Raw genomic sequence first — 26,351 nt, forward strand, 5'->3', positions numbered from 1 at the left:
CTTGCGACAATTTTGTCACGGCCGAACCGGCGTCATTCGGATGCTTCAGCGCTGGACCGGCTGGCTGGCATAGACCGCCGTCGACTGGTCGAGGCTGGAGGTCCTGAGGCCGGTGGCGCGACGCGGCGGCAGCGGAGCGCTGGTGCTGGTCGGCTGAGCCGGAACGACCGAGACGACGGGGGCCGAAGCGGTGGTCATGCCCTGGTCGGCCGTGCCGCCGAAGGTCGGCATGAAGCTGAGCGCGCGCTGCAGGAACGGCTTGTCCTCGGACGGGGCGGCGGGAGCCGCCGGAACGACCGGGGTGGAGGAGGCGCTTGCCAGCACCGGCGCCTGCTGGGCATTGCCCGGCGTGACCTTGGCGAGCTGCGTGGCGGCGGGCGCCTCAGCCGGGCGCGGCGCCACGGCGGGCTTGGCTTCGACCGGCTTGGCGGGCTCCTCGACCGGCGCAGAGGCGACGGCGGCGAGAACGGCATCGTTATCGGCGGAGGCGGCGCGGACCGTCGTCCTGGTCTTGCCGGCATTGTCGAGCACCACGACGCGCGGGCCGGAGGCGAGCGCGTCCTCGCGGCTGATGCCGACATCGCGCGAGGCCCAGGAGGCCGAGCGGTTGAGGGCTTCGGAGCCGTTGGACGCGAGCGCGCGCTTGAACGAGGCGTGCTGGTCGCCGTCGTCATAGATCAGCTTGATCGCGGGCGTGCCCTTGGCGACGAGCGATGCGACCTGGACCTCGTCCTCGCGGCGCTTCTCCGCGACGGCGGCAGGCGCCTGGCCACCATTGAAGACGTAGCGGCCGCCGGCGACGGACACAGCCGGCTCGTCCTTCACGACCTCGAAATAGTCGGAGCCTTCCTTCAGGTTCTTCCAGAAGGCGATGTTCGGGTCGAGCCGGTGCTTGGCGAGGTTCTGCGCGGTCATCCGGAAGGGATAGGCCTGCATCTGCACGGCGCGCTGGCCGGCGTTCTGGGCCTCGCGCACCAGGGCGTAGATCTCGCCGATCTGGTCGTCCGTCATCGAATAGCAGCCAGCCGAGGAGCAGGCGCCGTGCACCATCAGGTGTGCGCCGGTGCGGCCATAGGAGCGGTCATAGGCGTTGGGATAGCCCATGTTGAACGAGACGTAATAGGACGAGTTCGGGTTCATCTGCTGCGGCGCGATGGCATAGAAGCCCTCCGGCGCCATGCGATCGCCCTCGCGGATCTTCGGGCCGAGCTGGCCGGACCAGCGGCACATCGGATAGGTCTTCAGCAGCGCGTACTGACCGTCGGCCTTGCGCTTCCAGACCTCGAGCTCCGACTCCTTCTTGAAGGAGCGGATGATGATCGGCTGGTCCTTGCTCATGCCCTTTTCGGACATGAGGGCATAGGTCGCGCTCGGAATCGGAATGTTGTGGCGCGCGGAGCCGCGATAACGGTCTTCCTCGCAGGCAGCCAGCGTCAATGCAACAAAAGCCACGAGCGCGAGTTGCTTGATTGCCACGTCGTCAATCCCATCGAACGGCAGGCCGAGGCGCGACCTGTGACTTCGCAAGACGGCCAAATTGTGCCCGTCGACTCGTTGTAGATGCGTTAGCCTTGAGGGTTCCTTACCATAGGCTTCCCGAGTCTGGCCACATGGTCAACGCCGGGTAAAGGAACCTTGCCTTCGCGGCTGCGAGATATGCCGCAGCCGCATTGCTCAGAGATTGCGGCCGATCGCGAGGAACTTGTCCGCGCGCTTATTGACGATGTCATCGGCGCTCAGGCCGGCCATATCGGCGAGCGCGGCGGAGATGGCGTCGCCCGCGCGATTGATCGCGGCCTGTCCGTCGCGATGGGCGCCGCCGGTCGGCTCCTGCACGATCTTGTCGATGATGCCGAACTTCAAAAGGTCCTGCGCCGTGATCTTCATGCCGGTCGCGGCGTCCTGCGCGCGGGCGGTGTCGCGCCAGAGAATCGAGGCCGCGCCCTCCGGCGAGATCACCGAATAGATCGCGTGCTCCATCATCATGACGCGGCTGGCGGCGGCGATCGCGATCGCCCCGCCCGAGCCGCCTTCGCCGATGACCAGGGCGACGCTGGGGCTGCGCAGGCCGAGCCAGGCTTCGGTCGAACGGGCGATGGCCTCGGCCTGGCCGCGCTCCTCCGCCTCGATGCCCGGATAGGCGCCGGCTGTGTCGACGAAGCTCAGCACCGGCAGGCCGAAGCGGTCGGCGAGCTCGGTCAGGCGCACGGCCTTGCGGTAGCCCTCGGGCTTGGGCATGCCGAAATTGTGCCGGATGCGGGTCTCGGTCGAGTCGCCCTTCTCCTGGCCGATGACGCAGACGGGTTCGCCGCGGAAGCGGCCGAAGCCGCCGACGATGGCCTCGTCCTCGCCGAAGGCACGGTCGCCGGCGAGCGGGGTGAACTCGGTGATCAGCCCGGCGCAGTAATCCTTGAAATGCGGGCGCTGCGGATGGCGCGCCACCAGCGTCTTCTGCCAGGGCGTCAGCGCGGCATAGAGTTCCTTCAGCGCCTGGCTGGCGCGGGCGTCGAGCTTGCCGATCTCCTCAGACAGGGAGATGCCGTCGCCGCGTGCCTCCAGGGCCCGCAGCTCATCCGCCTTCGCCTCCAGCTCGGCGACCGGTTTCTCGAAATCCAGATAGCTACGCATCGTGATCCAGTTCAGATTCCGCACCAGAAGCGGGCGGAGCGGCGGTTTGCAGTGAAACCGGGCTTGAAAAGCGGCGGACCTTGGCCGCGACCCGGCGAAATTGTCAACCCGTTCCTGCCTCTGCGGGTGGGTTTGCCGCACGGGGCGTGGGCGAGGGTTGCGGCAGCAGGACGGGTCTCAGCGCGAAGCTGCGCCGCGTCGCGCGCAAGGGCGCGCGCCTGTAAAACTGCTTGGTGGCATCGATGATATGGACGCCGGCGAAGGGCAGGGAGAGCCCCGCGCCGATTTGCTCCCAGGCCAGGGCCGAGCGCATCAGCAGGCGCCTTTGCAGGGGCGGGACGTAGAGCGCCTCGGTCCAGTGCTCGGGCGAGAATTCGGCGCCGCGCATCAGGGCGGAGAGCTGGCGGCGGCTGAAGGGGCGGCCCTGGCCGAAGGGCGTGCCATCCATCCGGGCCCAGAGTCCGCGCCGGTTCGGCACGACGAGGATCATCCGCCCGCCGGGATTGAGCACGCGCGAGACCTCTTCCAGCAGATCGTCCGGGCTTTCCGTCTCTTCCAGCGCATGGACGAGCACGACCCGGTCGATCGAGGCTGTCGGGAGCGGCAGGAGCGTCGGTTCGACCAGTGCCGAGGCGGAGAGTCCGGGCGAGGGCCAGTTCACCACGCCTTGCGCGGCCGGCATGAAGGCGATGGTCCGCTCGGCCTGCATGCCGAGCACGGAGAGATAAGGCGTCGCATAGCCCAGGCCGAGCAGGCGCTGGCGCGCGCAATCCGGCCAGAAGCGCAGCATCGCCCGGCCGATGAAGCGCCGGGCCACATGGCCGAGCGGGCTCGCATAGAAGGCGCGCAGATCGACGACGTCGAGAGGCATGGCGCCTGAGATGGATCGCGCGCGGCCCGAACGCAAGGGTGCCCCGAGATGATGCCGGGTTGATCGGCGGCCGGGCATGGCCCATGCAGGGGATCTGACCGCCCGCCGTTCCGCCGGGCCGACCCTGCCGGAGGAAGCCATGCCGCTCGACCTTCACGTCTTCCGTACGCTCAACGACAATGCGGGCGCGCTGCTCCATGATCCCGCCAGCGGGGCCTGCGCCGCCATCGACGTGCCCGATGCCGGCGAGACGCTTGCCGCCGCCAGGGCGAAGGGCTGGACGATCAGCGACATCTTCATCACCCATGCCCATCACGACCACACGCAAGGCGTGGCCGAGGTGAAGCAGGCGACCGGCGCGAATGTCGTCGGCCCGGCCGATGCGCGCACCAGCGCGCCGCTCGACCGGGTTCTCGGCGAGGGCGATACGGTCGGCTTCGGCGGCGAGAGCTTCGAGATCTGGCATACGCCCGGCCATTCCGACGGGCATCTCAGCTTCGTCGGGCGTGGCGCCAGGCTCGCGCTGGTCGGCGACGTCGTCTTCGTCATGGGCTGCGGGCGGGTCCAGCCCGGCCAGATGGAGCGGATGTGGACCTCGCTTTCGCGCCTGATGGCGCTGCCGGGCGATGTCCGCCTGCTGGGCGGCCATGACTACACGCTCTCCAATGCCCGCTTCGCCCGCTCGGTCGATTCCGCCAACGAGGCGCTCAAGGCGCGCTTCGCCGAGGCCGAGAAAGCCAAGGCCGAGGGCCGGTTCTGGGCGCTGACGACGGTCGCCGAGGAAAAGGCGACCAATCCGTTCTTCCGTGCAGCCGAGCCCGCGCTGGCGAAGGCGGTTGGCCTGCCCGGAGCGGCGCCGGGAGAGGTCTTTGCGGCGCTGCGCGAAGCCAAGAACCGGTTCTGAGCATGACGATGCGGTTGGACGGGCTGACGGCGGCGGAGGTCATCCGCCTGCTCGATCTCAAGCCCCATCCCGAGGGCGGCCATTATCGCGAGACCTTCCGCGACCCGGCCGGGCCCGAGGGGCGGGGCTTCTCGACCGCGATCTATTATCTGCTCGATACCGGGGAAACCTCGGAATGGCATCGCGTCGATGCCGCCGAGATCTGGCATCACTATGCCGGGGCGCCGCTGGTGATCACGGTCTCGCCGAACGGGCACGATGCCTCGGCCCATCATCTCGGCACCGAGCTTGCCTCCGGTCAGCGGCCGCAATTCGTGGTGCCGGCCGGCTGGTGGCAGAGCGCGACCTCGCTCGGCGCCTGGACGCTGGTCGGCTGCACGGTGGCGCCGGGTTTCGAGTTCAAGGGCTTCGAGATGGCGCCGCCGGGCTGGCGGCCGACACCGCGCAAGCCCTCAGGGGGATAGGATGCTGACGAAGACGGACGACAGCGCGCTGGTGCTCGGCTGCGAGCGGCGCATCATCAATGCCTGGCCGGCCCTGTCGACGCTCATCGTCGGCGACTGGGTGCTGCGCTTCGCCAATGGCTATTCGGGCCGGGCCAATTCGGCGACGCCGCTGAGCTATGGGGCCGAGCTCGACGCCACGATGCTCGATCTGATCGAGGAACTCTATCGTGCCGACGGGCTGGTGCCGGCGATCCGCCTGACGCCGCTGGTGGCGGAGGCGACGCGCGCGGCGGTGCTGGAGCGCGGCTACCGGGTCAAGGACAAGTCCTTCGGCCAGATCGCGCCGCTGGCCGGCTTCGCGGCGTCCGAGGACGCGGAATTGCAGATCGAGGCGCGGCCGAGCCAGGAATGGACCGCCGGCGTCGCCGCCCTGCAGAGCGGCAACAAGACTCATGTCGGCAATCTCGCCGGCATCATCGAGAAGGTCCGGCTGCCCGCCGCCTTCGCGACCTGGCTGGTCGAGGGCGAGGCGGTGGCCTTCGGCATGAGCGTCGCCGAGCGCGGCATGGCCGAGATCGGCCTGATCTGCGTCGATCCCGACCATCGCGGCCATGGCTATGGCCGCAAGATCGTGAGGGGCCTGATGGGCTGGGCCGCGGCGATGGGCTGCGACAACGCCTATCTGCAGGTCGAGCAGAGCAATGCCGTGGCGATCAACCTCTATGGCAGCCTCGGTTTCCGGCAGCTCTATGCCTACGAGACGCGGATTCTCGATTGAGGCGTCTCAGCGCGTCAGCAGCGCCGTGCCGTAGAGGCCGATGGCGAAGAGGGTGTGGCTGACGACGTTCAGCAGGCGGATCTGGTTCGCGTTCGGCTTCTTCGAGGCGGCGATGCCCATGCCCATGCCGGGCTGCAGGAGGAACCAGCCGCAGCCGATCGTCGCCCAGCCGACGATGAGCGCCGGCAGGACGGTCGGGTTCCGGGCCCAGCCCGCGCCGGCGATCGCCAGCACGATACCAGCGAAGGCGATGCCGACGAGGTAATGGCAGATCCAGCCGATCGCGAGCTCGCCGGGGACGGGCTCCGATTTCGCGATGTCCTCATGCCAGACGCGGCCACGCGGCAGATGGGCGAACCAGCGCCCCGGCATCGCCCAGTTCGGCTTGGGGAAGCCGAAGAGCCGCAGGAACTGAGCCCAGATATCGGTGAGCGCGGTCGCGCCGACGCCGATGATCACCATCCGCAAGATCAGATCCGACACGTTCCATCCCCCCGGCCGCATCGATGCGGCTCGTGCCTGTTGGAGCGGCGATCGCGGCAGCGGTCAACTGCGGCAATGCGCGAGCGGGCTGCATGTGGCGCATCGCCCCGTTCGGGGAACCGTGACGGCAGCCGGCGGGTTGCCCCTGCTGATCCATCCGCGAGCAAGGGGGAAGACATGGCCACGGCGACCGCCGAGACGTCACGCAGCGCGGCCAAGGCTGCGACCGGGCCGCATGGCTCTGCCGAGCTGCCTTCGGTCGTGGTCACCAGCTACAATCTGGAAGTTCGCGACGATGACGGTTTCGTCGGCGACAAGGCGAGCCGCGGCGCCTTCATCGAGCATCTCGACGCCTTGCGCAGCCATCTCAAGCGCAATGGCGACGATCCATTGACGGGCAAGACCGCCGAAATCGGCAAGAAGGAACTCGACGCGTTGCTCAAGGATGGCGATGCGCGGGAGGCCGCGCTGGTGCTGAGCGCCATCGAAGGCTTCGCGCAGTCGCTTGCCTTCGTCATCCGTCGCTTCACCCGGCTGAAGAGCTGGGCCGAGATCGAGCGCATCGTGGTCGGTGGCGGCTTCCGCGAGAGCCGGGTCGGCGAACTCGCCATCGCGCGCGCCGCCATCATCCTGCGAACCGATGGGCGCGATCTCGATCTCGTTCCGGTCAGCCACCATCCCGACGAGGCCGGGCTCGTCGGCAGCGCCCATCTCGCGCCGAAATGGATATTCGAAGCCTATGACAGCCTCGTCGCCGTTGATATCGGCGGCTCGAATATCCGTGCCGGCATTGTCGAACTCCGCCAGAAGAAAGCGCCGGACCTGAGCCGGGCGCGGGTCTGGCAATCCGAGCTCTGGCGCCATGCCGACGAGGAGCCGAGCCGGGACGAGGCGATCAAGCGGCTGGGCAAGATGCTGCGCGAGCAGATTGCGAATGCCGAGAAGGAGGGCTTGCGGGTCGCGCCCTTCATCGGCGTCGGCTGCCCAGGATTGATCGAGCCCGACGGCGCGATCGATCGCGGGGCACAGAACCTGCCCGGCAACTGGGAAAGCAGCCGCTTCAATCTCGTCGAGAGCATCCGTGCGCTTGTACCGGAGATCGGAGAGCACGAGACCGAGGTGGTGATGCACAACGATGCCGTGATCCAGGGCCTGAGCGAAATGCCGGCGATGCAGGATGTCGAGAACTGGGCGGTGCTGACGATCGGCACCGGCCTCGGCAATGCGAGCTATCGCAACCGCGCCAGGGCGAAGGGCAAGGCGCGGGATTGAGCAGCAAGAGGCCGAAAAGGCTCCTCTGCCATCTTCAGGTCGTGTTTTGCAGGGATGAGGCGGCGGGGCCCGTCTCCCCGCCCTGTTCCGATCCACAAGCCCGGGAGCCCTTCGTGCCGGTCGAATTCCGCTCTTCATCTTGCCTTGCGCGCAGGGCTGTGCCGAGGGTCGAGCCGGAGCCGAATCATCTGGACGGGCAGGGCCGCATCGCCATGGCAGCGCGCAGGACGCGAGCGTCGTTTTCAAGCCTGCAAGGCTTCCTGGCGGCTTGCCTGCTCCTCGTCGTCATGGCTTTGGCCGCCGCGGCGCCGGCCTTTGCCCAGGCGGCAGCCGAGCCGGGCAGCCTGCGCGCCCGGCTGGACAGCGTCCGCGCCGATCTCGCCCAGATCGAGACGACGCTGGCCTCGCCCAACCCGACCGACGCCGAATTGCAGCGGCAGCGCCTGCGCCTGCAGCCCTCGCTCGACCAGCTGCGCCTGATCATCGACGAGCAGACCCCGCGCGTCGATCAGGCCAAGCTCAGGCTCGACCAGCTCGGCCCCAAGCCCGAGGCCAGCGCTCCGGCCGAGAGCGCCGAGATCGTTCGCGACCGCGAGGCGCGGGCCAAGGCCTTCGCCGAGGCCGACGAGACGCTGAAGCTCGCCAAGGCCTCGCTGCTCCAGGCCGAGCAATTGCAGAGCAGCATCGGCGACAAGCGCCGGGACATCTTCGCCAAGCAGCTGTTCGCGGCCGGCCCCTCCGTGGCGAACCCGGAGGTCTGGAGCAACGCGGTCGCGACCGCCCCCGAAGACCTGCGCGCGTCCGGCTATGTCTTCGGCGGCTGGCTGGAGGGCGTCAGGGACGCCTTCTCCGGCACGCGCGGCACGGTCGTCGCCTTCGCCTTCATGGGCGCAATTCTGCTCTATTGGGCGCGGGCGCGCTATCTGCCGCGCTTCAAGGCGCGTTTCAGCAACACGCAGGATACCGGCAACCTGCACTGCCTTTATATCGCGCTCGCCCATATCGTCGCCGGCGCAGCGCCGCCGGTGCTGGCGAGCTGGCTGATCTACAAGGCCCTGAACACGACGGGCCTGCTGCCGCCGCGCATCCAGCCGGTGATCTGGGCCGTCGTCGTCGGGCTCGCCTTCTTCGCCTTCGTGCAGGCGCTGGCCGATGCGCTGTTCGCGCCGTCGAGCCCGCAGCGCCGTCTCGTCAAGGTGATGGATACGACGGCGCGCAGCGTCGTCTGGATCGCGAGCTCGCTTGCGGCGGTGATGTCGGTCGGCAAGGTCTTCGAGGCCTGGCTGCAAGCGATCGCCGCCGGCCTCGCCATCTCGATCATCGTGAAGGCGTTCTTCGCCATCCTGTTCGCGCTCGCCCTGATCGCGGGGCTCTACCAGATCCGCGACGACGACGAGGTCGAGCAGGAGGCCTGCCTCGGCCCCTATGTTCCGGTCGATGGCGCGAGCCTCGGGCCGGTGCGCATCCTCGGCTGGATCATCGGCTTCGGCATCATCGCGTCGACGCTCTTCGGCTATGTCGTCTTCGCCGCCTTCCTGGCCGAGCAGGCGCTCTGGGTCGGCATCGTCGCCTGCCTGTTCCTGCTGGTCTTCCAGTTCATCGATCTCGGCATTCCCCGGCTCTTCGGCGGCAAGGGGCGCTTCGCGCTGACGCTGAAGGCGGGCATGGGCCTGCGCGCGGCCACGCTCGACAAGATCTCGGTCATCGGCGTTGGCGTGCTGAAGCTCCTGCTGATCGCGGTGACGGTGCTGCTCGTGCTGGCGCCCTGGGGGCTGGAATCGAGTGATTTCCTCGTCTCGCTTCGGGCCGCCTTCTTCGGCTTCCAGGTCGGTGGCGTCACGATTTCGCTCTCGACGATCGTCGTCGGCGCGATCGTCTTCGCGATGGGCATCGGCGCAACCCGGGCGATGCAGCGCTGGCTCGAGAACCAGTTCCTGCCGACGACGACGCTCGATCCCGGCCTGCGCAACTCGATCACCACGGCGGCCGGCTATGTCGGCTATATCGCGGCAGCGGCGATCACGGTTTCGGCGGTGGGGCTCAGTCTGGAGCGCCTGACGCTGGTCGCCTCGGCCCTCTCGGTCGGTATCGGTTTCGGCCTGCAATCGGTGGTGTCGAACTTCGTCTCGGGCCTGATCCTGCTCTGGGAGCGGCCGATCCGGGTCGGCGATCAGGTGCTGGTCGGCGACATCGAGGGCATCGTCAAGCGCATCAACGTGCGCTCGACGGAGATCGCGACCTTCGACCGGGCGACGGTGATCGTGCCCAACTCGAACCTGATCTCCGGCGTGGTGCGCAACCGCGTCCGCAACGACCGGACCGGGCGCGTGCTGATCGCACTCACCGTGCCACGCACCCTCGATGCCGGTCAGGTGCGCGCGATGCTGTCCGAGGTCGCCGCGAACCATGGCGACGTCATGCAGAAGCCACCGCCGGCCGTGATGTTCAAGAAACTCGGCACGACGACGATGGATTTCGAGCTCGTCTGCGTGGTCGGCGATGTCGAGATCACCGGCCGGGTCAACAGCGACCTGAATTTCGCGATCCACAAGCGCCTCGCCGAGATGGAGCCGACCGCCGCGGTGCCCGAACTGATGGTGCGCGGGCTGGAGGGCGTCGAGCACTCGCTCGGCAGCATCGCAGAGGCCGTTGGACAGCGAGAGGGCGCGCGCAGCCGCGTGAAGCGCGAAGCGCCGAAACCTGCGGCCGCCGTTCCGGCACGCCGCTCGCGCAAGCCGGTTGCGGCGGAGGAGCCCGAGGAGGAGGACGCGGAGGCCAGCAAGCCCGCTCCCGCCCCGGCGCCCGAGCCGGCCAAGGACGACAGCAAGGAATGATCGGATGCCCAGCCTTTTCCGCCGTGCCGCGGCCTCGCGCGCGATGACCTGCCCGGTCGCGCTTGCCGGCGCCCTTGCGATCCTCGGCGTCGCCGGCTGCGCCGAGCCGCAGCGGCAGGGCCAGCCGGCCTTCTATCGCGATCTCGGCTCGGCCTCGGCGCAGGTCGATACGGAGCAGGCGCGGGCGATGATCTCGGCCTATCGGCTCAATGCCGGGCTCGGGCCGCTCGTGCTCGACCCCGTGCTGGTCGAGGCGGCCAGGCGCGAAGCCGCGGCCATGGCCGGCTCCGACAAGCCCGCCCAGGCCGACGCGGTCAAGGCGCGCCTCGCGCGTGACGGCCAGCCGGGGGCGGAAGCCAATCTCTCGGCCGGTTATCGCCGCCTCGCCGAAGCCTTTTCGGGCTGGCGGGATTCGCCGCAGCACGATCGCGTCATGAAGGACCCGAAGGCGAAGCGCATGGGCATCGCCACCGCCTATGCGCCCGGTTCGAAATATCAGGTTTACTGGGCGCTGATCGTCGCGCCCTGATCGGGCGGGCGGCATCGCGTTCGCCAGCACCGTTGAAGATTGGCTTTGCCAGCTCGTTTAAGCAACCATTGGTTGTGTCTTTACGGCTTCGCAACCATATGCAACTTATTCTTGTGCCTGTCCGATAATTCCCGCAACGGGATTGTCCTGGAGGGGTGCCGATGTCACGCCGTCCGCTTGCGCTTGCCCTTTTGGCCGCTGCCGCCTTGTCTCCCGGCACGGCCGGAGCCCAGTCGGGAGGCCTGATCGATGTCTGCACCGGGCTCGGCGTCGATCTCCCGGTGCTCCAGCCGGTCACCAACGCAGCCTCCGGGCTGCTCGGCGGCCTGCTCGATCCCGTGCTGAACGGCCTCATCGGCGAGGTGAACCTCAACCTGCGGGACACGTTGAGCGGCCGGAATATTGGCCTCAGCATCCGCGACCAGAACGGCAACCTCGTCACCTTGCCGGGAAACTGCAAGCTCAAGGCGGACAGCGTCACGGTCGAGGGGCCGGGCGGCATCGCCATCGGCGGCGGCGAAATCAGCGGGCTCGGCAGCACGGCGAGCCCCAAGGCAAGCGCCGCAGACCCGAACGCCATCGCCTTCGGCCATGGCGCCATGACATCCGGCGCGGCGACGGGGGCGATCGCGATCGGCCTGCGCGGTGCCGTGACGGCGGCGGATGGTGTCGCAATCGGGCGCGACACGGTGGTCTCGGCCACTGGCGGCATCGCATTGGGGGCCGGTTCGGTTGCGCTGCGAGGCGGGCTGGCCGGTGCGACGGAGGCCTTCAGCGGAACGGCGGTGAGCTCAACGCAAGGCGCGCTCTCGATCGGCTCTGCCGGCAACGAGCGCCAGATCACCCATGTTGCGGGCGGCACGCAGGACACCGACGCGGTCAACCTGCGCCAATTGCGATCGGTCGCCAATAATTCGGCCTCGGCTCTGGGAGGCGGGGCGGGCTTCGATGCCAACGGCAACTTCACCGGGCCGCGCTATGCCTTGCGCAGCGGCATCTACACGAATGTCGGGGCGGCGTTGACGGCCCTCGACCAGCGCATCGACGATGTCGCGGCCTATGCGCGGGAAGGGCGACGCGAGGCCAGGCAAGGCATCGCGGCGGCGATGGCCATGACGGGGGCGGCAATGCCATCCCAGCCAGGCAAGACGAGCTGGAGCGGCAATACCGCGACCTACAAGGGCGAATGGGCAGCGGGTTTCGCGGTGGCGCATCGACTCGACGTCGCCTTTCCCGTCGCGATCAATGCCGGCGTCAGTCTGGCCAGCAACAGTTTCGGCGGCGCCCGCTTCGGGGTGAGCGGCGAATTCTGAAGGGGTGCGCTCGCGACCCTGCGCTGACACCCGCAAGGCTCCCGCCAGATCCTGTCAGCGGCGGTGCTGCCGGGCTCTTAACCCAAGCCCTCGGCGCGGCTAGCTTGCGCTCATGCCTCCGCGCCCACGCAAGCCGATCTCCGCCACCGCCGAACAGGCCCGCCGCATCTGGCTCCAGGCCCAGCGGCTGGACCGGCGCGATCCTTTCGGCCCGGGGCCTGAAGCGGCGCGGGCCGCGGTCGAGCATCTCGGCTATATCCAGATCGATACGATCAACGTGATCGAGCGCTGCCACCACCATATCCTCTATGCCCGCATCCCCGCCTATCGCCGGGCCGATCTCGCCCATCTGCAATCGGTCGGGAAGAGCGTCTTCGAATACTGGACGCATGCGCTGGCCTATGTCCCGTCCCGCGACATCCGCTATTTCCTGCCGGCCATGAAGGCGCATCGCGAGGAGCCGAAGCGCTGGTCGGCGGTCGGCGCCCGCGAGGAGACGCGCAAGCTGTTGCGGCGCATCCGCAAGGACGGCGCGCTGTCGATCCGCGACATCGAGGAGGAGCTGATCGAGAAGGCGCATCTCTGGGCCAGCAAGAAGCCGTCCAAGGGCCTGCTGGAACGGGCCTTCTACGATGGCGAGCTCGCGATCTCGGCGCGCGCCGGCATGGTCAAAACCTACGAACTGTTCGACCGGCATTTCCAGTGGGAGAAGAAGCCGACACCGGCGAGCGAGCGGCAGATCACGGCCTATCTGCTCGAGCGGGCGCTGACGGCGCAGGGGCTCGTAAGCCTCGATTCGATCTGCCATCTCGACGCGCCCTCGAAGAAGGCGGTGTCCGAGCTGATCGCCGCCCGCGTCAAGCGCAAAGAGCTGGTTCCCGTCGCGGTGGAGGGCGCCGGCAAGACGCAGCACTGGGCTTCACCCGCCGTGCTGGAACCCGTCTCGGCACCGGACGAGATGCTGATCCATATCCTCTCGCCCTTCGATCCGCTGATGATCCAGCGCAAGCGGGCCAAGCTCTTCCTCGACTATGCCCATGTCTTCGAGGCCTATCTGCCGAAAGAGAAGCGGGTCTACGGCTATTTCGGCCTGCCGGTTCTGGCCGGCGAGCGCGTCGTCGCGGTGCTCGACCTCAAGACCGACCGGGCGGCCGGCAAGCTCCTGATGCAGCAATGGACCTGGCTCGACGGCTGCGAGACGCCGGCGCTGAAGCTGGCGATCGAGGAGGAGCTGGAGCGCTTCGAGCGTTTCCAGCTCGCGCTCGACGAGGCGGCGGTGGAGCCATTGCCCGAGATCACAAAAATGCCGGCTTGATCGGCGCTGTTGCCCGGCAAGGGAGCAGGGGCGGGCAAGCGGATGACGAGGATAGCGCGACTGGCGCCCGGTGCCTGCGGCAGGATTGCAGCCTGAGCCATGGCTATGGCGATCCCGGCACGGTTCTCGATGCCCGCTCCGGGCCTGCCGATCGCCGCGATCCTGCATGCCGCGCTGCTCGCCTGGCTGGCTTCGGTCGCGATCCAGACTTTCGAGGCGGCTCCCATCACCGAGCAGAGCGTCGAGGTCGAATTGCAGACGCCCGCGGAATTCGAGGCGTTGACCCGGCCGAAGCCGCCGCCGCTTGTCGCCCCCGTACCTGCGGCACCGGCCTTGCCCGAGGCTCTTCCGAAGCCGGATGAGCCTGCACCCTCACAGCAGCCTTCAGTGCTGCCACCTCAACCGGCCCCTGTCGAAGCGGACGGCATGATCCATCCGCCGCGCATGCTGTCGCAGCGCGTGCTGGCCGATCCGCGCAGCCGGGGGACGCTTGCCATGCTGCCGAGGCTCGCGCCGGAAGAGCGTGTCGAGCAGCTCTGCGGTCTTGAGGCGATGGGCCAGATCCATGACTGGCAGCGCGATTTCGAGCCGGATCGCGTCACGGCCTATGCGCTGGCCGGCACGAAGCTCTCAGGCCGGGTCCTGACGGCCGAGGGCGCCGCCTTTCGCAGCCGGCGGCGCTGGTATGGGTTGCGCTTCGCCTGCACCGTCTCGCCCGACCTGAAGCGCGTCACGGCCTTCGCCTTCCATGTCGGCGAACCGATCCCAAGGGAGCGCTGGGAGGCGCTCGGCCTGCCGGCCGTCCACTGAATTCAGGCGCCGAGCAGATCGATCAGCGGCGGGATCAGCGGCTCGTCGGCGGGCGGCATGGCGAGATCGCGCAATTTGCCGGGACGGACCCATTTCAGCGCCTGGCTCTCGCGGGACATGGCCGTGCCCTGCCAGCGCCGGCAGATATAGAGCGGCATCAGCAGATGGAATTCGGGATAGGCGTAGCTCGCGAAGGTCAGCGGCGCGAGGCAGTCCTCCTTCACGGTGATGCCGAGTTCCTCGGAAAGCTCGCGGATCAGCGCGGGCTCCGGTCGTTCGCCGGGCTCCAGCTTGCCGCCCGGGAATTCCCACAGGCCTGCCAGCGCCTTGCCTTCCGGGCGCTGGGTGACGAGGACGCGATTATCGGCATCGATCAGGGCGCAGGCGACGACGAGGAGCAGCTTCACAGGGGAACTCAGTTGCCGGAGAGGATGACCTGCACGGGCTCGGTTTCCCGGCCGGTCAGCGTGACGCTGTCATAGACCGAGCCGCCCTCGCGCGTGAAGGCGGTTTCCTCGCCCCAGATCACCTGCGTGGTCAGGAAATAGCTGCCGGGCGCGACCTTGTCGAAGGCGAAGCGGCCGTTCGCCTCGGCCTTCGTCGTGCGGGTGTATTCGGAATAGGCGGGGTCGACGCTGTCGTCGCGTGGATAGGCGCTGTGGGGCACGTACTTGGCCTTGCCGTAGAAATTGGCGAAGCGCTCGCGCGCGAACGCGGTATCGGGAACGAGGCGCACGACCTGCCCGGCCGCGTTGACGACCACGCCGCTCGGCTTGGTCCGGAAGGCGTGGCCAGTGATGACACCCGTGCCGGTCTTCTTGATGAAGGCCGCCTCTTCCGTGGAGAAGGCGACGGTCGCAGGCTTGCGCTCGACGCAGCCCGTCATGATGCCGGCGGCCAATACGGCTGCCGCGACAACCCCGATCCTCATGCAACCCCCACCCGACGCGGCGCCATCGTCACCAGGAAGACGCCGACCAGGATGATGCAACCGGCGGCGATCTGCCGCAACTCCAGCGTTTCGCCGAGAACGAGCACGCCCATAGTCGCGGCGACGGTCGGCACGAGATAGCCGGTCATCGCCGCGCGCGTCGGGCCGGCCGCCCGGATCAGGCGCATGAAAACCGTCATCGGGATGGCCGTGCAGAAGATGCCGAGCGCCAGCAGCGCGAGCCAATGGTCGCGCAGGGGCAGGAAGGCCGCCGGCCCGGCGAAGGCCAGGGCGAGCAGGGAGGCGCTGAAGCCGGAGACGACCTGCTGGCCGAGCGCGAGGCGCATCGGGTCGCCGGCCGGGGCGGGCACCGCGCGGACATAGATATTGCCGGTCGCGTAGCTCAGCATGGTTGCGACCATGGCGAGCACGCTGAGCGCGGTGCCGCCGCCTTCGAACAGGCGCGGGCCGATCAGCAGAGCGACGCCGGCAAGGCCGATCAGGATGCCGACGAGGCGGCGTCCGCTCAGCCGCTCCTCGGCGAAGATCAGATGCGCGACGATGGCGGTGATCAGCGGCCCCGCCGCCTGGATCATCGCGGCCGGGCCACTGGCGAGTTGGATCAGGGCATAGGCGATCAGGATATTGGGGATCCAGCCATTGGTCGCGCCCAGGATCAGCCAGTGGTGGATCTCGTGGCGGCGCGGCAACGGGCTCTGGCCGAGCCAAAGCAGCCAGAGCGAAAGCGAGACCGCGCCGAGCAGGCCGCGCCCCGCCGCGATGGCGAAAGGCGAGACCTGTCCGGCCATCAGCTTGATGAACAGGAAGCTGGAGCCCCAGAAGAAGGCCGTGACGAGCAGATGGCTGGCGATGAAGCCGCGGCTCGGCTCGGGCGCGGCCGAAGCCTCAGGAGCGGTAGTCGCCATTGATCTCGACATAGGCCTTGGTCAGATCGCAGGTCCAGACCGTGGCCTTGCCGCGTCCCAGCCCGAGATCGGCGGTGATGACGATGTTGTCGCCCTTCATGTAGTCGGACACCGCGACCTCATCGTAGGACGGCGCGCGCGCGCCCTGCTTCGCCACGACGATGTCGCCGAAGCCGATGTCGAGCCTGTCGCGATCGGCCGGCTCGCCGGCCTTGCCGACGGCCATGACGACGCGGCCCCAGTTGGCATCCTCGCCGGCGATGGCGGTCTTGACCAGCGGCGAATTGGCGATGGAGAGCGCGACGCGCTTGGCCGAGCGGGCGGAGGCCGCGCCGGTGACGCGCACCTCGACGAACTTGCGGGCGCCTTCGCCGTCCTTGCAGACGAGATGGGAGAGCTCGAGCAAGATCGAGTTCAGCGCGCGCTTGAAGCCGGAAAGGCGCGCATCATTGACCTCGGTGATCGCCGGCACACCGCGCGCCGCGGCCTTGCCGGTGGCGAAGAGCATCAGCGTGTCCGAGGTCGAGGTGTCGCTGTCGACGGTGACCGCGTTGAACGAGCCCTTCACGCCCTTGGAGAGCAGGGCCTGCAGCACGGGGGCGGTGATCGGAGCGTCGGTGAAGACGAAGGAGAGCATCGTCGCCATGTCCGGCGCGATCATGCCGGCGCCCTTGGCGATGCCGGCGATCACGACCTCCTTGCCGTCGATCTTGGCCTTGCGGGTCAGCGCCTTCGGGAAGGTGTCGGTGGTCATGATCGCGCGGGCGGCGTCGATCCAGGGGCCGTCGGCGGCGCGCTTGGCGCATTCGTCGAGCACGCCCTTGAACTTGGTCGCGTCGAGCGGCTCGCCGATCACGCCGGTCGAGGCGATGAAGACTTCCTGCGGCTTGCAGCCGGCGGCCTTGGCGGCGATCTCGGCGGTGAGCTTGACCGCGTCACGGCCCTTCAGGCCGGTGAAGGCGTTAGCATTGCCGGAATTGACGACGACGGCGCGGGCCGAACCCTGCTTCAGGTTCTCGCGGCACCAGTCGACCGGGGCGGACGGGCATTTCGAGCGGGTGAAGACGCCGGCGACCTGCGTGCCCTCGTCGAGCAACGCGAACCAGACGTCCTGGCGGCCCTTGTAGCGGATGCCGGCCTCGGCGGTGGCGAAGCGCACGCCCGGGATCGGCGGAACCTTGGGCTGGCGCTTCGGCGCGAGCGGGGAAACGGGGACATCCTTGCCGGCCATCGGGCTTCCTCCTGCGGAGCGCTGCTGGAGGGCCGGCGAATCGTTCGTCCGCCGGACAGCGCGTCTCGTTCGAAAGCCCCTCTGCCGCAGGCCGATGACGAAAACAAGAAGGGCGGCCGCAAGGGCCGCCCGCTAAATTCGTCTGATAGGGAGCGAAACGCTCAGTTCTTCTTCGGCTCGGCCGGCTTGGCGGCGTCCGCCGCCGGCTTGTCGAGACGCTCGACCTTGGCCTTCTCGCGCATGGCGAGGACGAGGTCCTGCTGGGCCTTGCGCTCGAGATACTGGTCGATCTGCGGCTTCACGGCGGCGAAATCCGGCAGCGGCTTCGAGCGCTTGTCCTCGAGCTTGATGATATGCCAGCCGAACTGGCTCTTCACCGGCTCGGAGATCTCGCCCTTCTTCAGCTTGAAGGCGGCTTCGGCGAATTCCGGCACCATGCGGTCCTTGGTGAACCAGCCGAGATCGCCGCCCTCCTTGCCGGAGCCCGGGTCCTTGGACAGCTCGGCCGCGACCTTGGCGAAATCCTCGCCCTTCTTCAGGCGCTCGACAGCAGCCTTGGCCTGCGCCTCGTCCTCGACGAGGATGTGGCGGGCATGGGCCTCTTCCTCGGGCGTCATCGCCTTGGTGGTGTCGTCGAAGAGCTTCTTGGCGGCCTCGGGCGTGACGGCCTTCTTGCCTTCGCGCGTCAGGTATTCGTCGAGCAGCACCTTCTCGCGGTAATAGGCGAGGCGGGCGGCGAAATCCGGGCTGTCGCCGATCTTGGCCTCGGCCGCAGCCTTGGCGCCGAGCTTGAGGTCGACGAGATAGTTGATGACTTCGTCGCGCTTGCGCTCCTCGGGGAGCTGGGCCAGCCGCTCGCCGAGATCCTCGCTCGCGAGCTGGATGTCCTTCTCGGTGATGGCGATGCCGTCGACCTTGGCGACGACCTTGTCGGCTTGCGCGAAGGCCGGACCCGCCAGCAGCGCGAAGCCGAGGACGGCGATGAAACGGGCTGAGTTCATGGATGACGGCCTTTCGCGAAAAACCGAGGCGGTTTGACGGCTGCACTGCCCGATGAACGCGGCAAAGGCAAGGCGGTTCAGGCGATTGCGGCCGGCGATCACGCCGCTTTGCACTGGCCCGGATGCCGCAGCGTCCGACGATCTTGGCCGGGGCTCTTGGAAGCGGGGCGGAAAAACCCCACATCGGGAGCCGAATTCACTTGCCGTTTCGCTGCCTATTGGTCGAAACGCACGCTGGACCCTGCCCGCGCTCGCGTCTAAACACGCGGTCGCAATTTCAAGAATACCGAACCTCCGGTTCGCGCGCGACATCAGCGATACGCGCCGGCCGGGGGCTCAATGCATCACCTGAAAGGCCCAACATGCTTGGCGCGCTCGCAAAGAAACTCTTCGGCTCGTCGAATGACCGCCGCGTCAAGGGCTACCAGCCCCGCGTCGCCGCGATCAACGCGCTGGAGAAAGAGATCGCCGCGCTGAGCGACGAGGCCCTGAAAGCGCGCACCGAGGAATTCAAGAAGCAGATCGCTGAGGGCAAGAAGCTCGACGACCTGCTCGTGCCGGCCTTCGCCACGGTGCGCGAGGCGGCCAAGCGCGTGCTCGGCCAGCGGCCCTACGATGTCCAGCTCATCGGCGGCATGGTGCTGCACGAGGGCGCCATCGCCGAGATGAAGACCGGCGAAGGCAAGACGCTGGTCGCGACCCTGCCGACCTATCTCAACGCGCTTGAAGGCAAGGGCGTCCATGTCGTCACCGTCAACGACTACCTCGCCCGGCGCGACGCCGAGTGGATGGCGAAGCTCTACAATTTCCTCGGCCTGACCGTCGGCATCATCGTGCACGGCCTCGACGACGAGGAGCGCCAGCGCGCCTATGCCTGCGACATCACCTACGGCACGAACAACGAGTTCGGCTTCGACTATCTCCGCGACAACATGAAATACGACGTCGCGCAGATGAGCCAGCGCGGCCACCATTTCGCGATCGTCGACGAGGTCGACTCGATCCTGGTCGACGAAGCCCGCACACCGCTGATCATCTCCGGCCCGCTCGACGACAAGTCGGAGCTCTATGTCTCGATCGACAAGGTGCTGCCGGGGCTCGTCCCGGCCGATTACGAGGTTGACGAGAAGCAGCGCACGGTCGCGCTGACCGAGGCCGGCAACGACCATATCGAGGACTTGCTGCGCGAGGCCGGGTTGTTGAAAGAGGGCGACCTCTATGACGCCCACAACGTCACGCTGGTCCACCACGTCAACCAGGCGCTGCGCGCGCATTCGCTGTTCACCCGCGACAAGGACTATATCGTCCGCGGCGACGAGGTCGTGATCATCGACGAGTTCACCGGCCGCATGATGCCGGGCCGGCGCTATTCGGAAGGCCTGCACCAGGCGCTGGAAGCCAAGGAGCACGTCACCGTCCAGCCCGAGAACGCGACGCTGGCCTCGATCACCTTCCAGAACTATTTCCGTCTCTATTCGAAGCTCGCCGGCATGACCGGCACGGCGGCGACCGAGGCCGACGAGTTCTTCCAGATCTACAAGCTCGAAGTCGTCGAGATCCCGACCAACGTTCCCGTCGCCCGCAAGGACGAGGATGACGAGGTCTACCGTACCTTCGAGGAGAAGGTGCGCGGCGTCATCCGCGAGATTCAAGCCGCGCAGGAGAACGGCCAGCCGGTCCTGGTCGGCACCACCTCGATCGAGCGCTCGGAGCTGATCGCCGAGATGCTGGAGAAGGCGGGCTACAAGCTGCTCGACTTCACCGATCCCAAGGCGCTGGAGCCGATCTACGAGGCTGCCCGGCAGGGCAAGGCCATCAAGGCCTTCGCCGTGCTGAATGCGCGCTTCCACGAGCAGGAAGCCTATATCGTCGCGCAGGCCGGCGTGCCCGGCGCGATCACCATCGCGACCAACATGGCCGGCCGCGGCACCGACATCCAGCTTGGCGGCAATGCCGAGATGCGGATCAACCACGACCTCACCGGCATGGAGGAAGGTCCGGAGCGCGACGCCAAGGCCGCTGCCATCCGCGCCGAGGTGGCCGAGTTCAAGCAGCGCGTGCTCAAGTCCGGCGGCCTCTACATCGTCGGCACCGAGCGCCACGAGAGCCGGCGCATCGACAACCAGCTGCGCGGCCGCGCCGGCCGCCAGGGCGACCCTGGCCGCTCCAAGTTCTTCCTGTCGCTGCAGGACGACCTGATGCGCATCTTCGGTTCCGACCGGATGGACGGCATGCTGACCAAGCTCGGCCTCAAGGAGGACGAGGCGATCGTCCATCCCTGGATCAACAAGGCGGTCGAGAAGGCTCAAGGGAAGGTCGAGGCGCGCAACTTCGACATCCGCAAGAACATCCTGAAATACGACGACGTCATGAACGACCAGCGCAAGGTCGTGTTCGAGCAGCGCCGCGACTTCATGCGCCAGGCGAGCGTGCGCGAGACCATCGACGATATGCGCCATGGCGTGGTCGAGGATGTCGTCGCCCGTCACATTCCCGAGGAGGCCTATCCCGAGCAGTGGGACAGCGCCGGCCTCAAGCAGGAGGTGATCCAGCATCTCAACCTCGATCTGCCGATCGAGGACTGGGCCAAGGAAGAGGGCATCGCCGATACCGAAATCCGCGAGCGCATCCGCAAGCTCGCCGACGAGGATTATGCCGGCCGCATCGAGCGCAACACCGAAGAAGTCATGACCTATGTCGAGAAGCAGGTGCTGCTGCAGTCGCTCGACCATCTCTGGCGCGAGCATCTGGTCACGCTCGACCATCTGCGTCAGGTCATCGGCTGGCGCGGCCTCGCCCAGCGCGACCCGCTGCAGGAGTACAAGCAGGAGGCCTTCGAGCTGTTCGACGGACTGATCGGCCATCTGCGCCAGCAGGTCACCGGCCATCTCTCGCGCATCGAGGTGCGCTTCGACCAGCCCGAGGATCAGGCGCAGGCACCGGCGCAGGATGGCGGAGGCTCCGGCTTCGGCGACTATGGTGCGACCGGCGTTCAGTACGCCGCGACCGATGCCGATACCGCCGTGCTCGACCGCAACCCGGAAGACCCCGAGAGCTGGGGCAAGGTCGGCCGCAACGAGCCCTGCCCCTGCGGCTCCGGCAAGAAGTTCAAGCACTGCCACGGCCAGTTCGCCTGAGCTGACGGGCGGCTGTGACTATTGAGAACGGGCTTTATGGGAACCGCGGTTGTAAATTTTATTGTTATTACTGCGGCTGCCCTCATCGTCTTGGATGTTATTATTCCAAGGCGAGCCCTTTTGTCGTTTAGATCTTATTTGGAAACAGCCTAGATAAACATTGATTATCTTAGTATTTCGGATTTCTCTTTAAATTTTATCGCCAAATTTCGGTTGAAATTGAAGAGACTTCATGGGCTTGTGATCAAGGCGTTTCTGATTTCGTCATTAATTGTCGCGACAATCTATTTTGTATCGCAGATTTTTAATCCAGTTATGGATAAAGATGTTCATAATACTCTTTCTAAATTCGGCGATACTGACCTGAAGGTAACATTGAATTCGATTTCTACGCGCGGGCAGCCCGGTAATTGGTCGTCATTATTTGGAAGGACCATCTCGGTAAATGTAATCCAGTTGAAACCTCAAAAGGACTTGATATTTCGAAGGATTTTCACAATAAGATTAGAATACTATCTATATTAACTTCGAATAAGCCTCATGAATCCAACGAGCTTGCGTATATATATCCTTTCGGATCTCGTCATAATTTTTATTATGACGATAATGTCTCTGTTATCATTATATATTTCTTTGATTGTTACAGATTATTTGCTTAAGTCAATTAATTCCTCTGCTAGAAGGTTGTATTTTTTCGTTTCCTTAGATGTTATTTTAGCATTTCTGATACCTGTGATAGTTACATCCGTAGTTTTTACTGTTTTAATCGGGTTTATATCCCCAACGCGGTTTGATTTTGAAAGATTTTCTGACAATCAATATGCTTTTACTTTCCTTTTTGTATTAAAATATTCTATGATCCTAAACTTTTTCCCATTTGATCATTTAAGCTTATGGGGAAAAATCTTAATAGAGAGGGTTTTAAACGACCCATCTTCTCTTTCGCTGTTGTCAAGCGTTGTAAAAGTATTTTATTTAATTATTTCTACGCAGCTAAAACTCTATATCGTATCCATGCTATCTGTATTTAGACTTGATTTTTTATCAATAACTTATAATCAATCAATTTATAATTATCTTTTCTCTTTTAGTATAATTTATAGCTTAATTTATATTATCACTATAGCTTTCATAATTGTTTGTAGCAAGTATTACTTTATAAGAGACATGGCACTTAATTCGTTAAGTTACGTTATTGATCATGAAAAGGGACCTATAGCCGCTATAGCTGCTCTCATTGGAGGGCTTGCAGTTATTTTTCAGAAGATTCTCTCTTGAGTTTAAATACCGAATTTTTCATCCATCATCCAATGCCTGGTACGAGGCTGGGCATCGTCGTTTCAGGAACGTTGCGTCCCATGATTAGCCATCAAGGGAGTTCCTGCGCCGGATCGACGCATGAATTATCCGGGCCCTATTTACGCCTCGGTAACACTCTCCTTTCCAAGTTGGCCGCGATGAAAGGAGATGAGACCATGTTCAAGACAGCGCTTTCGGCCGCCTGCCTCACCATCCTGGCGGGCACGGGCGTACAGGCGGCGAGTCCCCAGTCATTGGGGCAGTTCGGCAACTGGAATGCTGCCACTTACGCAAAGGGTGATCTGGCGCGTTGCTTCATCATGAGCAAGCCCTCGTCGGAGGAGCCGTCGAATTTGCGTCACGGCGAAGTCTTTTTCTTCGTTCAGACCGGCGATAAGGCTTCAAATACGGAATCGAGCTTCCAGACGGGGTATGACTTCGCCCGGGACTCGGTCGTCACCGTGACGATCGGCGATGATAGCTTCCGCATGCTGACCGAGGGCAGCAATGCCTGGCTCGAACGGCTGGAGCGGGAGCCGGCGCTGCTGGCGGCGATGCGCGCTGGCAGCACCATGACGCTCGAGGCGCGCTCGCTGCGCGGCAACGTCACCACCTATCAGTTCTCGCTCGCGGGCGTGACTGCGGCGTCGCGCATGCTGGCCCGCTGCGATACCAACGCGACGCAGAGCTGACGCCGGTTTCGGGGCGGGCCGCCGTTGTGGCTGGCTCGCCCTGCATCACCTGCGCTTGCATACGGCCCCCGCAGACGCCAGTTTGAGGACTGCATGAGCAGGACGGCGCGCTGCGCCGCTGGGGGACGCGATGGACTTGTCGGGCTTCAATATCTCCGTGATCGTCATCGTCGTGGTGATCGTCATGGCGATCGGCCTCGGCGTCCGCACCGTCCCGCAGGGCTATAATTACACCGTCGAGCGTTTCGGCCGCTATTCGCGCACGCTGGGTGCCGGCCTCGGCCTGATCTGGCCCTGGATCGACCGCATCGGCCACAAGGTGAATGTCATGGAGCAGGTGCTCGACATTCCCTCGCAGGAGGCGATCACCAAGGACAATGCCGGCGTGCGTATCGATGCCGCCGCCTTCTTCCAGGTGCTCGACGCCGCCAAGGCCTGCTACGAGGTCGCTTCGCTCAACGATGCGCTGATGGTCCTGACCATGACCAATATCCGTACCGTGGTCGGCTCGATGGACCTCGACCAACTGCTGTCGCACCGCGACGAGATCAATGAGCGCCTGCTGCGCGTGATGGATGCGGCGGCCTCGCCCTGGGGCGTCAAGGTCACGCGTATCGAGATCCGCGATATCCTGCCGCCCGCCGATATCGCCGGCGCGATGAACCGGCAGATGAAGGCCGAGCGCGAGAAGCGCGCCGCCGTTCTCGAAGCCGAAGGTTTGCGGCAGGCGGAAATCCTGAAGGCCGAAGGCCAGAAGCAGTCGCAGATTCTCGCCGCCGAGGGCCGCAAGGAAGCGGCGTTGCGCGATGCCGAGGCGCGCGAGCGCCTGGCGCAGGCCGAGGCGAATGCCACGGCGATGGTCTCGGAGGCGATCAGCCGCGGCGACATCCAGGCCGCGAACTTCCTGATCGCCGAGCGTTACACAGACGCGCTGAAATCGATCGCGTCGAGCCATAACAGCAAGGTCGTGATCGTGCCGATCGAGGCCGCCTCGCTTGCCGGCACGGTCGGCGGCATCGCCCAGCTTACCAAGGCGGTGTTCGGCGAGGACGGGGCGGCGCAGCGCCACGGCGGGGTCGGCTCGGTGCCGACCTCCGGCCGTCCGGGCGTCTGAGCGGAGGCTGTCGTGTTCGACTGGTTCGCGAATCTGGGCGGCTGGAGCTGGGCCATTCTCGGGCTCGTGCTGATCGGCGGCGAGATGCTGGCGCCCGGCGTCTTCCTGATCTGGCTCGGATTGGCGGCGCTCGTCACGGGCGCGGTCGTCGGTCTTTTCGGGCTCGGCTGGCAGGCGGCCTGCCTCGTCTTCGCGATCTTCGCCATCGCCTGCGTCGCCGCCGGCCGCATGCTGACCCGCCGCAGGGCCGAGGAGCCGGACGCGGCGACGGGGCTCAACGATCGCGGCCGTCAGCTCATCGGCAGGGTCTTCCGGCTGGAGACGACGATGGCGGGCGGCGAGGGGCGCGTGCGCGTCGGCGATTCGTCCTGGCGCATCGTCGGCCCGGAATTGCTGGCGGGAGCCGAGGTCAAGGTCGTCAGGGTCGAAGGCTCGACGCTCATCGTCGAGAAGGCCTGAAAGCCGTCATGAGCTTTTTGCATCCGCTGCGCGGTTTTTCGTAGCAGCGTTGCGTTCAGGGCGTTGGCCTCCCGCGTTGCGGGGACTATAGCAACCGCTCCTTCACGAGCGCACCGTCATGACCAGCCCCAGCGAACGCCTTTCCCTTCCGAAGGACCGCATCAAGGTCCTGCTGCTGGAAGGTATCAACGATTCCGCCGTCGAACTGCTGGAGCAGGCCGGCTACAGCAATCTCGAAAGACTGCCGAAGGCGCTCGACCGCGAGGCGCTGCTCAAGGCGATCCAGGGCGTGCATGTGCTCGGCATCCGCTCGCGCACCCAGCTGACGCCGGAGGTCTTCGCCGGGGCCGACCGGCTCTTCGCCGTCGGCTGCTTCTCGGTCGGCACCAATCAGGTCGATCTGGAGGCGGCGCGCCTGCGCGGTGTGCCCGTCTTCAACGCGCCGTTCTCGAACACGCGCAGCGTCGCCGAACTCACCATCGGCGAGATCGTCATGCTGCTCCGGCGCATTCCGGACCGTTCGCGCGATGCGCATCAGGGCGGCTGGGACAAGTCGGCCAACGGCTCCTTCGAGGTGCGCGGCAAGACGCTCGGCATCGTCGGCTACGGCAATATCGGCAGCCAGCTCTCGACGCTGGCCGAGGCGATGGGCATGCGGGTGATCTACTACGATCACACCGACCGCCTGCGCCACGGCAATACCGAGCCGACCATCAGCCTCAACGCCCTGCTCGGCGCGGCCGACATCGTCTCGCTGCATGTGCCGGAGACGGCACAGACGGCGGGCATGATCGGCGCGGCGCAGATCGCAGCGATGAAGAAGGGCGCCTATCTCATCAATAATTCGCGCGGCACCGTCGTCGATCTCGACGCCGTCGCTGCGGCGCTGAAGAGCGGCCATCTGGCAGGCGCGGCGGTCGACGTCTTCCCGGTCGAGCCGGCCTCCAATGCCGAGCGCTTCGTCACGCCGCTGCAGGGCCTCTCCAACGTGATCCTGACGCCGCATATCGGCGGCTCGACCGAGGAGGCGCAGGAGCGCATCGGCGCCGAGGTGGCGCGCAAGCTCGTCGATTATTCCGATGTCGGCTCGACGGTCGGCGCGGTCAATTTCCCGCAGGTGCAATTGCCGGCGCGCCCGATCGGCACGCGCTTCATCCATGTCCAGCGCAATGTGCCGGGCATGCTGCGGCGCCTGAACGACGTCTTCGCCAACCGGCAGGTCAATATCGCCGCGCAGAACTACCAGACCGATGGCGAGGTCGGTTACGTCGTGATGGAAGCGGATGGCGTGTCGAGCAACGAGGCGCGCGACATCCTGCGCGAGATCCGCGTCCTCGACGGCACGATCCGCGCCCGCCTGCTCTACCAGCGCGACTGA

General features: G+C 65.9%; 23 protein-coding genes. 14 read left to right on the forward strand and 9 right to left on the reverse strand.

Translation table 11 applies throughout. From position 1 onward, the window contains the following. Window positions 1-45: 45 nt before the first annotated feature. The 3 genes from WFK61_RS04070 to WFK61_RS04080 all read right to left on the reverse strand — a co-directional run bounded on the left by WFK61_RS04070 (window position 46) and on the right by WFK61_RS04080 (window position 3,499). The gene (locus WFK61_RS04070) at window positions 46-1,476 is read right to left on the reverse strand and encodes a murein L,D-transpeptidase family protein (protein ID WP_336810255.1); all 1,431 of its coding nucleotides are present in this window, start codon (window positions 1,474-1,476) and stop codon (window positions 46-48) included. Window positions 1,477-1,674: 198 nt separating this feature from the next. Next, a complete protein-coding gene (locus tag WFK61_RS04075) occupies window positions 1,675-2,628 on the reverse strand; it encodes an acetyl-CoA carboxylase carboxyltransferase subunit alpha (protein WP_336810256.1) in 954 nt (317 codons plus the stop codon). A 103-nt stretch (window positions 2,629-2,731) separates the two neighbouring features. Next, the gene (locus WFK61_RS04080) at window positions 2,732-3,499 is read right to left on the reverse strand and encodes a class I SAM-dependent methyltransferase (protein WP_336810257.1); all 768 of its coding nucleotides are present in this window, start codon (window positions 3,497-3,499) and stop codon (window positions 2,732-2,734) included. 139 nt (window positions 3,500-3,638) lie between these two features. Between WFK61_RS04080 and gloB the strand changes: the two genes are divergently transcribed. Genes gloB through WFK61_RS04095 form a run of 3 tightly spaced genes read left to right on the forward strand, consistent with a single transcriptional unit; the run spans window position 3,639 to window position 5,627 of the window. Next, on the forward strand, window positions 3,639-4,403 hold the full coding sequence (gene gloB / locus WFK61_RS04085; protein ID WP_336810491.1) for a hydroxyacylglutathione hydrolase: 765 nt from the start codon (window positions 3,639-3,641) through the stop codon (window positions 4,401-4,403). Between the two features lie 8 nt (window positions 4,404-4,411). Further along, complete coding sequence (locus WFK61_RS04090) at window positions 4,412-4,867, forward strand: cupin domain-containing protein (protein ID WP_442896262.1); 456 nt, start codon at window positions 4,412-4,414, stop codon at window positions 4,865-4,867. Window position 4,868: 1 nt separating this feature from the next. Continuing rightward, window positions 4,869-5,627: a GNAT family N-acetyltransferase gene (locus WFK61_RS04095; protein WP_336810259.1), complete on the forward strand. Its 759-nt coding sequence runs from the start codon at window positions 4,869-4,871 to the stop codon at window positions 5,625-5,627. A 6-nt stretch (window positions 5,628-5,633) separates the two neighbouring features. Here WFK61_RS04095 and WFK61_RS04100 read toward each other — a convergent pair whose 3' ends face one another. Further along, window positions 5,634-6,131, reverse strand: coding sequence for a DUF2938 domain-containing protein (locus tag WFK61_RS04100; RefSeq protein WP_442896259.1), 498 nt, complete (start codon window positions 6,129-6,131; stop codon window positions 5,634-5,636). A gap of 156 nt (window positions 6,132-6,287) precedes the next feature. On the opposite strand from WFK61_RS04100, the gene WFK61_RS04105 reads away from it, so the two are divergent. The 6 genes from WFK61_RS04105 (at window position 6,288) to WFK61_RS04130 (ending at window position 14,183) form a co-directional block, all read left to right on the forward strand. Next, window positions 6,288-7,382 carry an ROK family protein gene (locus tag WFK61_RS04105; protein ID WP_336810261.1) on the forward strand — a complete coding sequence of 365 codons (1,095 nt, stop codon included), beginning with the start codon at window positions 6,288-6,290 and terminating at the stop codon, window positions 7,380-7,382. Between the two features lie 212 nt (window positions 7,383-7,594). Next, window positions 7,595-10,216 (forward strand): DUF3772 domain-containing protein, encoded by a 2,622-nt coding sequence (locus WFK61_RS04110; RefSeq protein WP_336810262.1) that lies wholly within the window; start codon window positions 7,595-7,597, stop codon window positions 10,214-10,216. A gap of 4 nt (window positions 10,217-10,220) precedes the next feature. Further along, complete coding sequence (locus WFK61_RS04115; protein ID WP_336810263.1) at window positions 10,221-10,745, forward strand: CAP domain-containing protein; 525 nt, start codon at window positions 10,221-10,223, stop codon at window positions 10,743-10,745. A 161-nt stretch (window positions 10,746-10,906) separates the two neighbouring features. Beyond that, a complete protein-coding gene (locus WFK61_RS04120; RefSeq protein ID WP_336810264.1) occupies window positions 10,907-12,058 on the forward strand; it encodes a hypothetical protein in 1,152 nt (383 codons plus the stop codon). 112 nt (window positions 12,059-12,170) lie between these two features. Continuing rightward, window positions 12,171-13,373, forward strand: coding sequence for a winged helix-turn-helix domain-containing protein (locus tag WFK61_RS04125; RefSeq protein ID WP_336810265.1), 1,203 nt, complete (start codon window positions 12,171-12,173; stop codon window positions 13,371-13,373). A 99-nt stretch (window positions 13,374-13,472) separates the two neighbouring features. After that, window positions 13,473-14,183: a DUF930 domain-containing protein gene (locus WFK61_RS04130; RefSeq protein ID WP_336810266.1), complete on the forward strand. Its 711-nt coding sequence runs from the start codon at window positions 13,473-13,475 to the stop codon at window positions 14,181-14,183. A 2-nt stretch (window positions 14,184-14,185) separates the two neighbouring features. Here WFK61_RS04130 and WFK61_RS04135 read toward each other — a convergent pair whose 3' ends face one another. From WFK61_RS04135 to WFK61_RS04155, 5 genes are all read right to left on the reverse strand, one after another. Next, window positions 14,186-14,602 carry a (deoxy)nucleoside triphosphate pyrophosphohydrolase gene (locus WFK61_RS04135; protein WP_336810492.1) on the reverse strand — a complete coding sequence of 139 codons (417 nt, stop codon included), beginning with the start codon at window positions 14,600-14,602 and terminating at the stop codon, window positions 14,186-14,188. Then, the gene (locus tag WFK61_RS04140; protein ID WP_336810267.1) at window positions 14,599-15,114 is read right to left on the reverse strand and encodes a carboxypeptidase regulatory-like domain-containing protein; all 516 of its coding nucleotides are present in this window, start codon (window positions 15,112-15,114) and stop codon (window positions 14,599-14,601) included. The genes WFK61_RS04135 and WFK61_RS04140 overlap by 4 nt, the downstream gene beginning before the upstream one ends. After that, the gene (locus WFK61_RS04145) at window positions 15,111-16,040 is read right to left on the reverse strand and encodes a DMT family transporter (RefSeq protein ID WP_336810268.1); all 930 of its coding nucleotides are present in this window, start codon (window positions 16,038-16,040) and stop codon (window positions 15,111-15,113) included. Before WFK61_RS04145 ends, WFK61_RS04140 begins: the two co-directional genes overlap by 4 nt. Further along, on the reverse strand, window positions 16,021-17,271 hold the full coding sequence (argJ, locus tag WFK61_RS04150) for a bifunctional glutamate N-acetyltransferase/amino-acid acetyltransferase ArgJ (protein ID WP_336810269.1): 1,251 nt from the start codon (window positions 17,269-17,271) through the stop codon (window positions 16,021-16,023). The genes WFK61_RS04145 and argJ overlap by 20 nt, the downstream gene beginning before the upstream one ends. A gap of 161 nt (window positions 17,272-17,432) precedes the next feature. After that, on the reverse strand, window positions 17,433-18,272 hold the full coding sequence (locus tag WFK61_RS04155) for a peptidylprolyl isomerase (RefSeq protein WP_336810270.1): 840 nt from the start codon (window positions 18,270-18,272) through the stop codon (window positions 17,433-17,435). 362 nt (window positions 18,273-18,634) lie between these two features. Between WFK61_RS04155 and secA the strand changes: the two genes are divergently transcribed. The 5 genes from secA (at window position 18,635) to serA (ending at window position 26,351) form a co-directional block, all read left to right on the forward strand. Further along, window positions 18,635-21,409, forward strand: a complete 2,775-nt coding sequence (secA, locus tag WFK61_RS04160) for a preprotein translocase subunit SecA (RefSeq protein WP_336810271.1) — start codon at window positions 18,635-18,637, stop codon at window positions 21,407-21,409. A gap of 1,475 nt (window positions 21,410-22,884) precedes the next feature. Then, window positions 22,885-23,400 carry an invasion associated locus B family protein gene (locus tag WFK61_RS04165; RefSeq protein WP_336810272.1) on the forward strand — a complete coding sequence of 172 codons (516 nt, stop codon included), beginning with the start codon at window positions 22,885-22,887 and terminating at the stop codon, window positions 23,398-23,400. Window positions 23,401-23,530: 130 nt separating this feature from the next. Further along, window positions 23,531-24,514 (forward strand): SPFH domain-containing protein, encoded by a 984-nt coding sequence (locus WFK61_RS04170; protein WP_336810273.1) that lies wholly within the window; start codon window positions 23,531-23,533, stop codon window positions 24,512-24,514. Between the two features lie 12 nt (window positions 24,515-24,526). Further along, on the forward strand, window positions 24,527-24,973 hold the full coding sequence (locus WFK61_RS04175; RefSeq protein ID WP_336810274.1) for an NfeD family protein: 447 nt from the start codon (window positions 24,527-24,529) through the stop codon (window positions 24,971-24,973). A 118-nt stretch (window positions 24,974-25,091) separates the two neighbouring features. Then, window positions 25,092-26,351 carry a phosphoglycerate dehydrogenase gene (gene serA, locus WFK61_RS04180; RefSeq protein WP_336810275.1) on the forward strand — a complete coding sequence of 420 codons (1,260 nt, stop codon included), beginning with the start codon at window positions 25,092-25,094 and terminating at the stop codon, window positions 26,349-26,351.

Source organism: Allobosea sp. MMO-172 (genome assembly GCF_037147855.1).
In the GTDB taxonomy this organism is placed as follows: domain Bacteria; phylum Pseudomonadota; class Alphaproteobacteria; order Rhizobiales; family Beijerinckiaceae; genus Allobosea.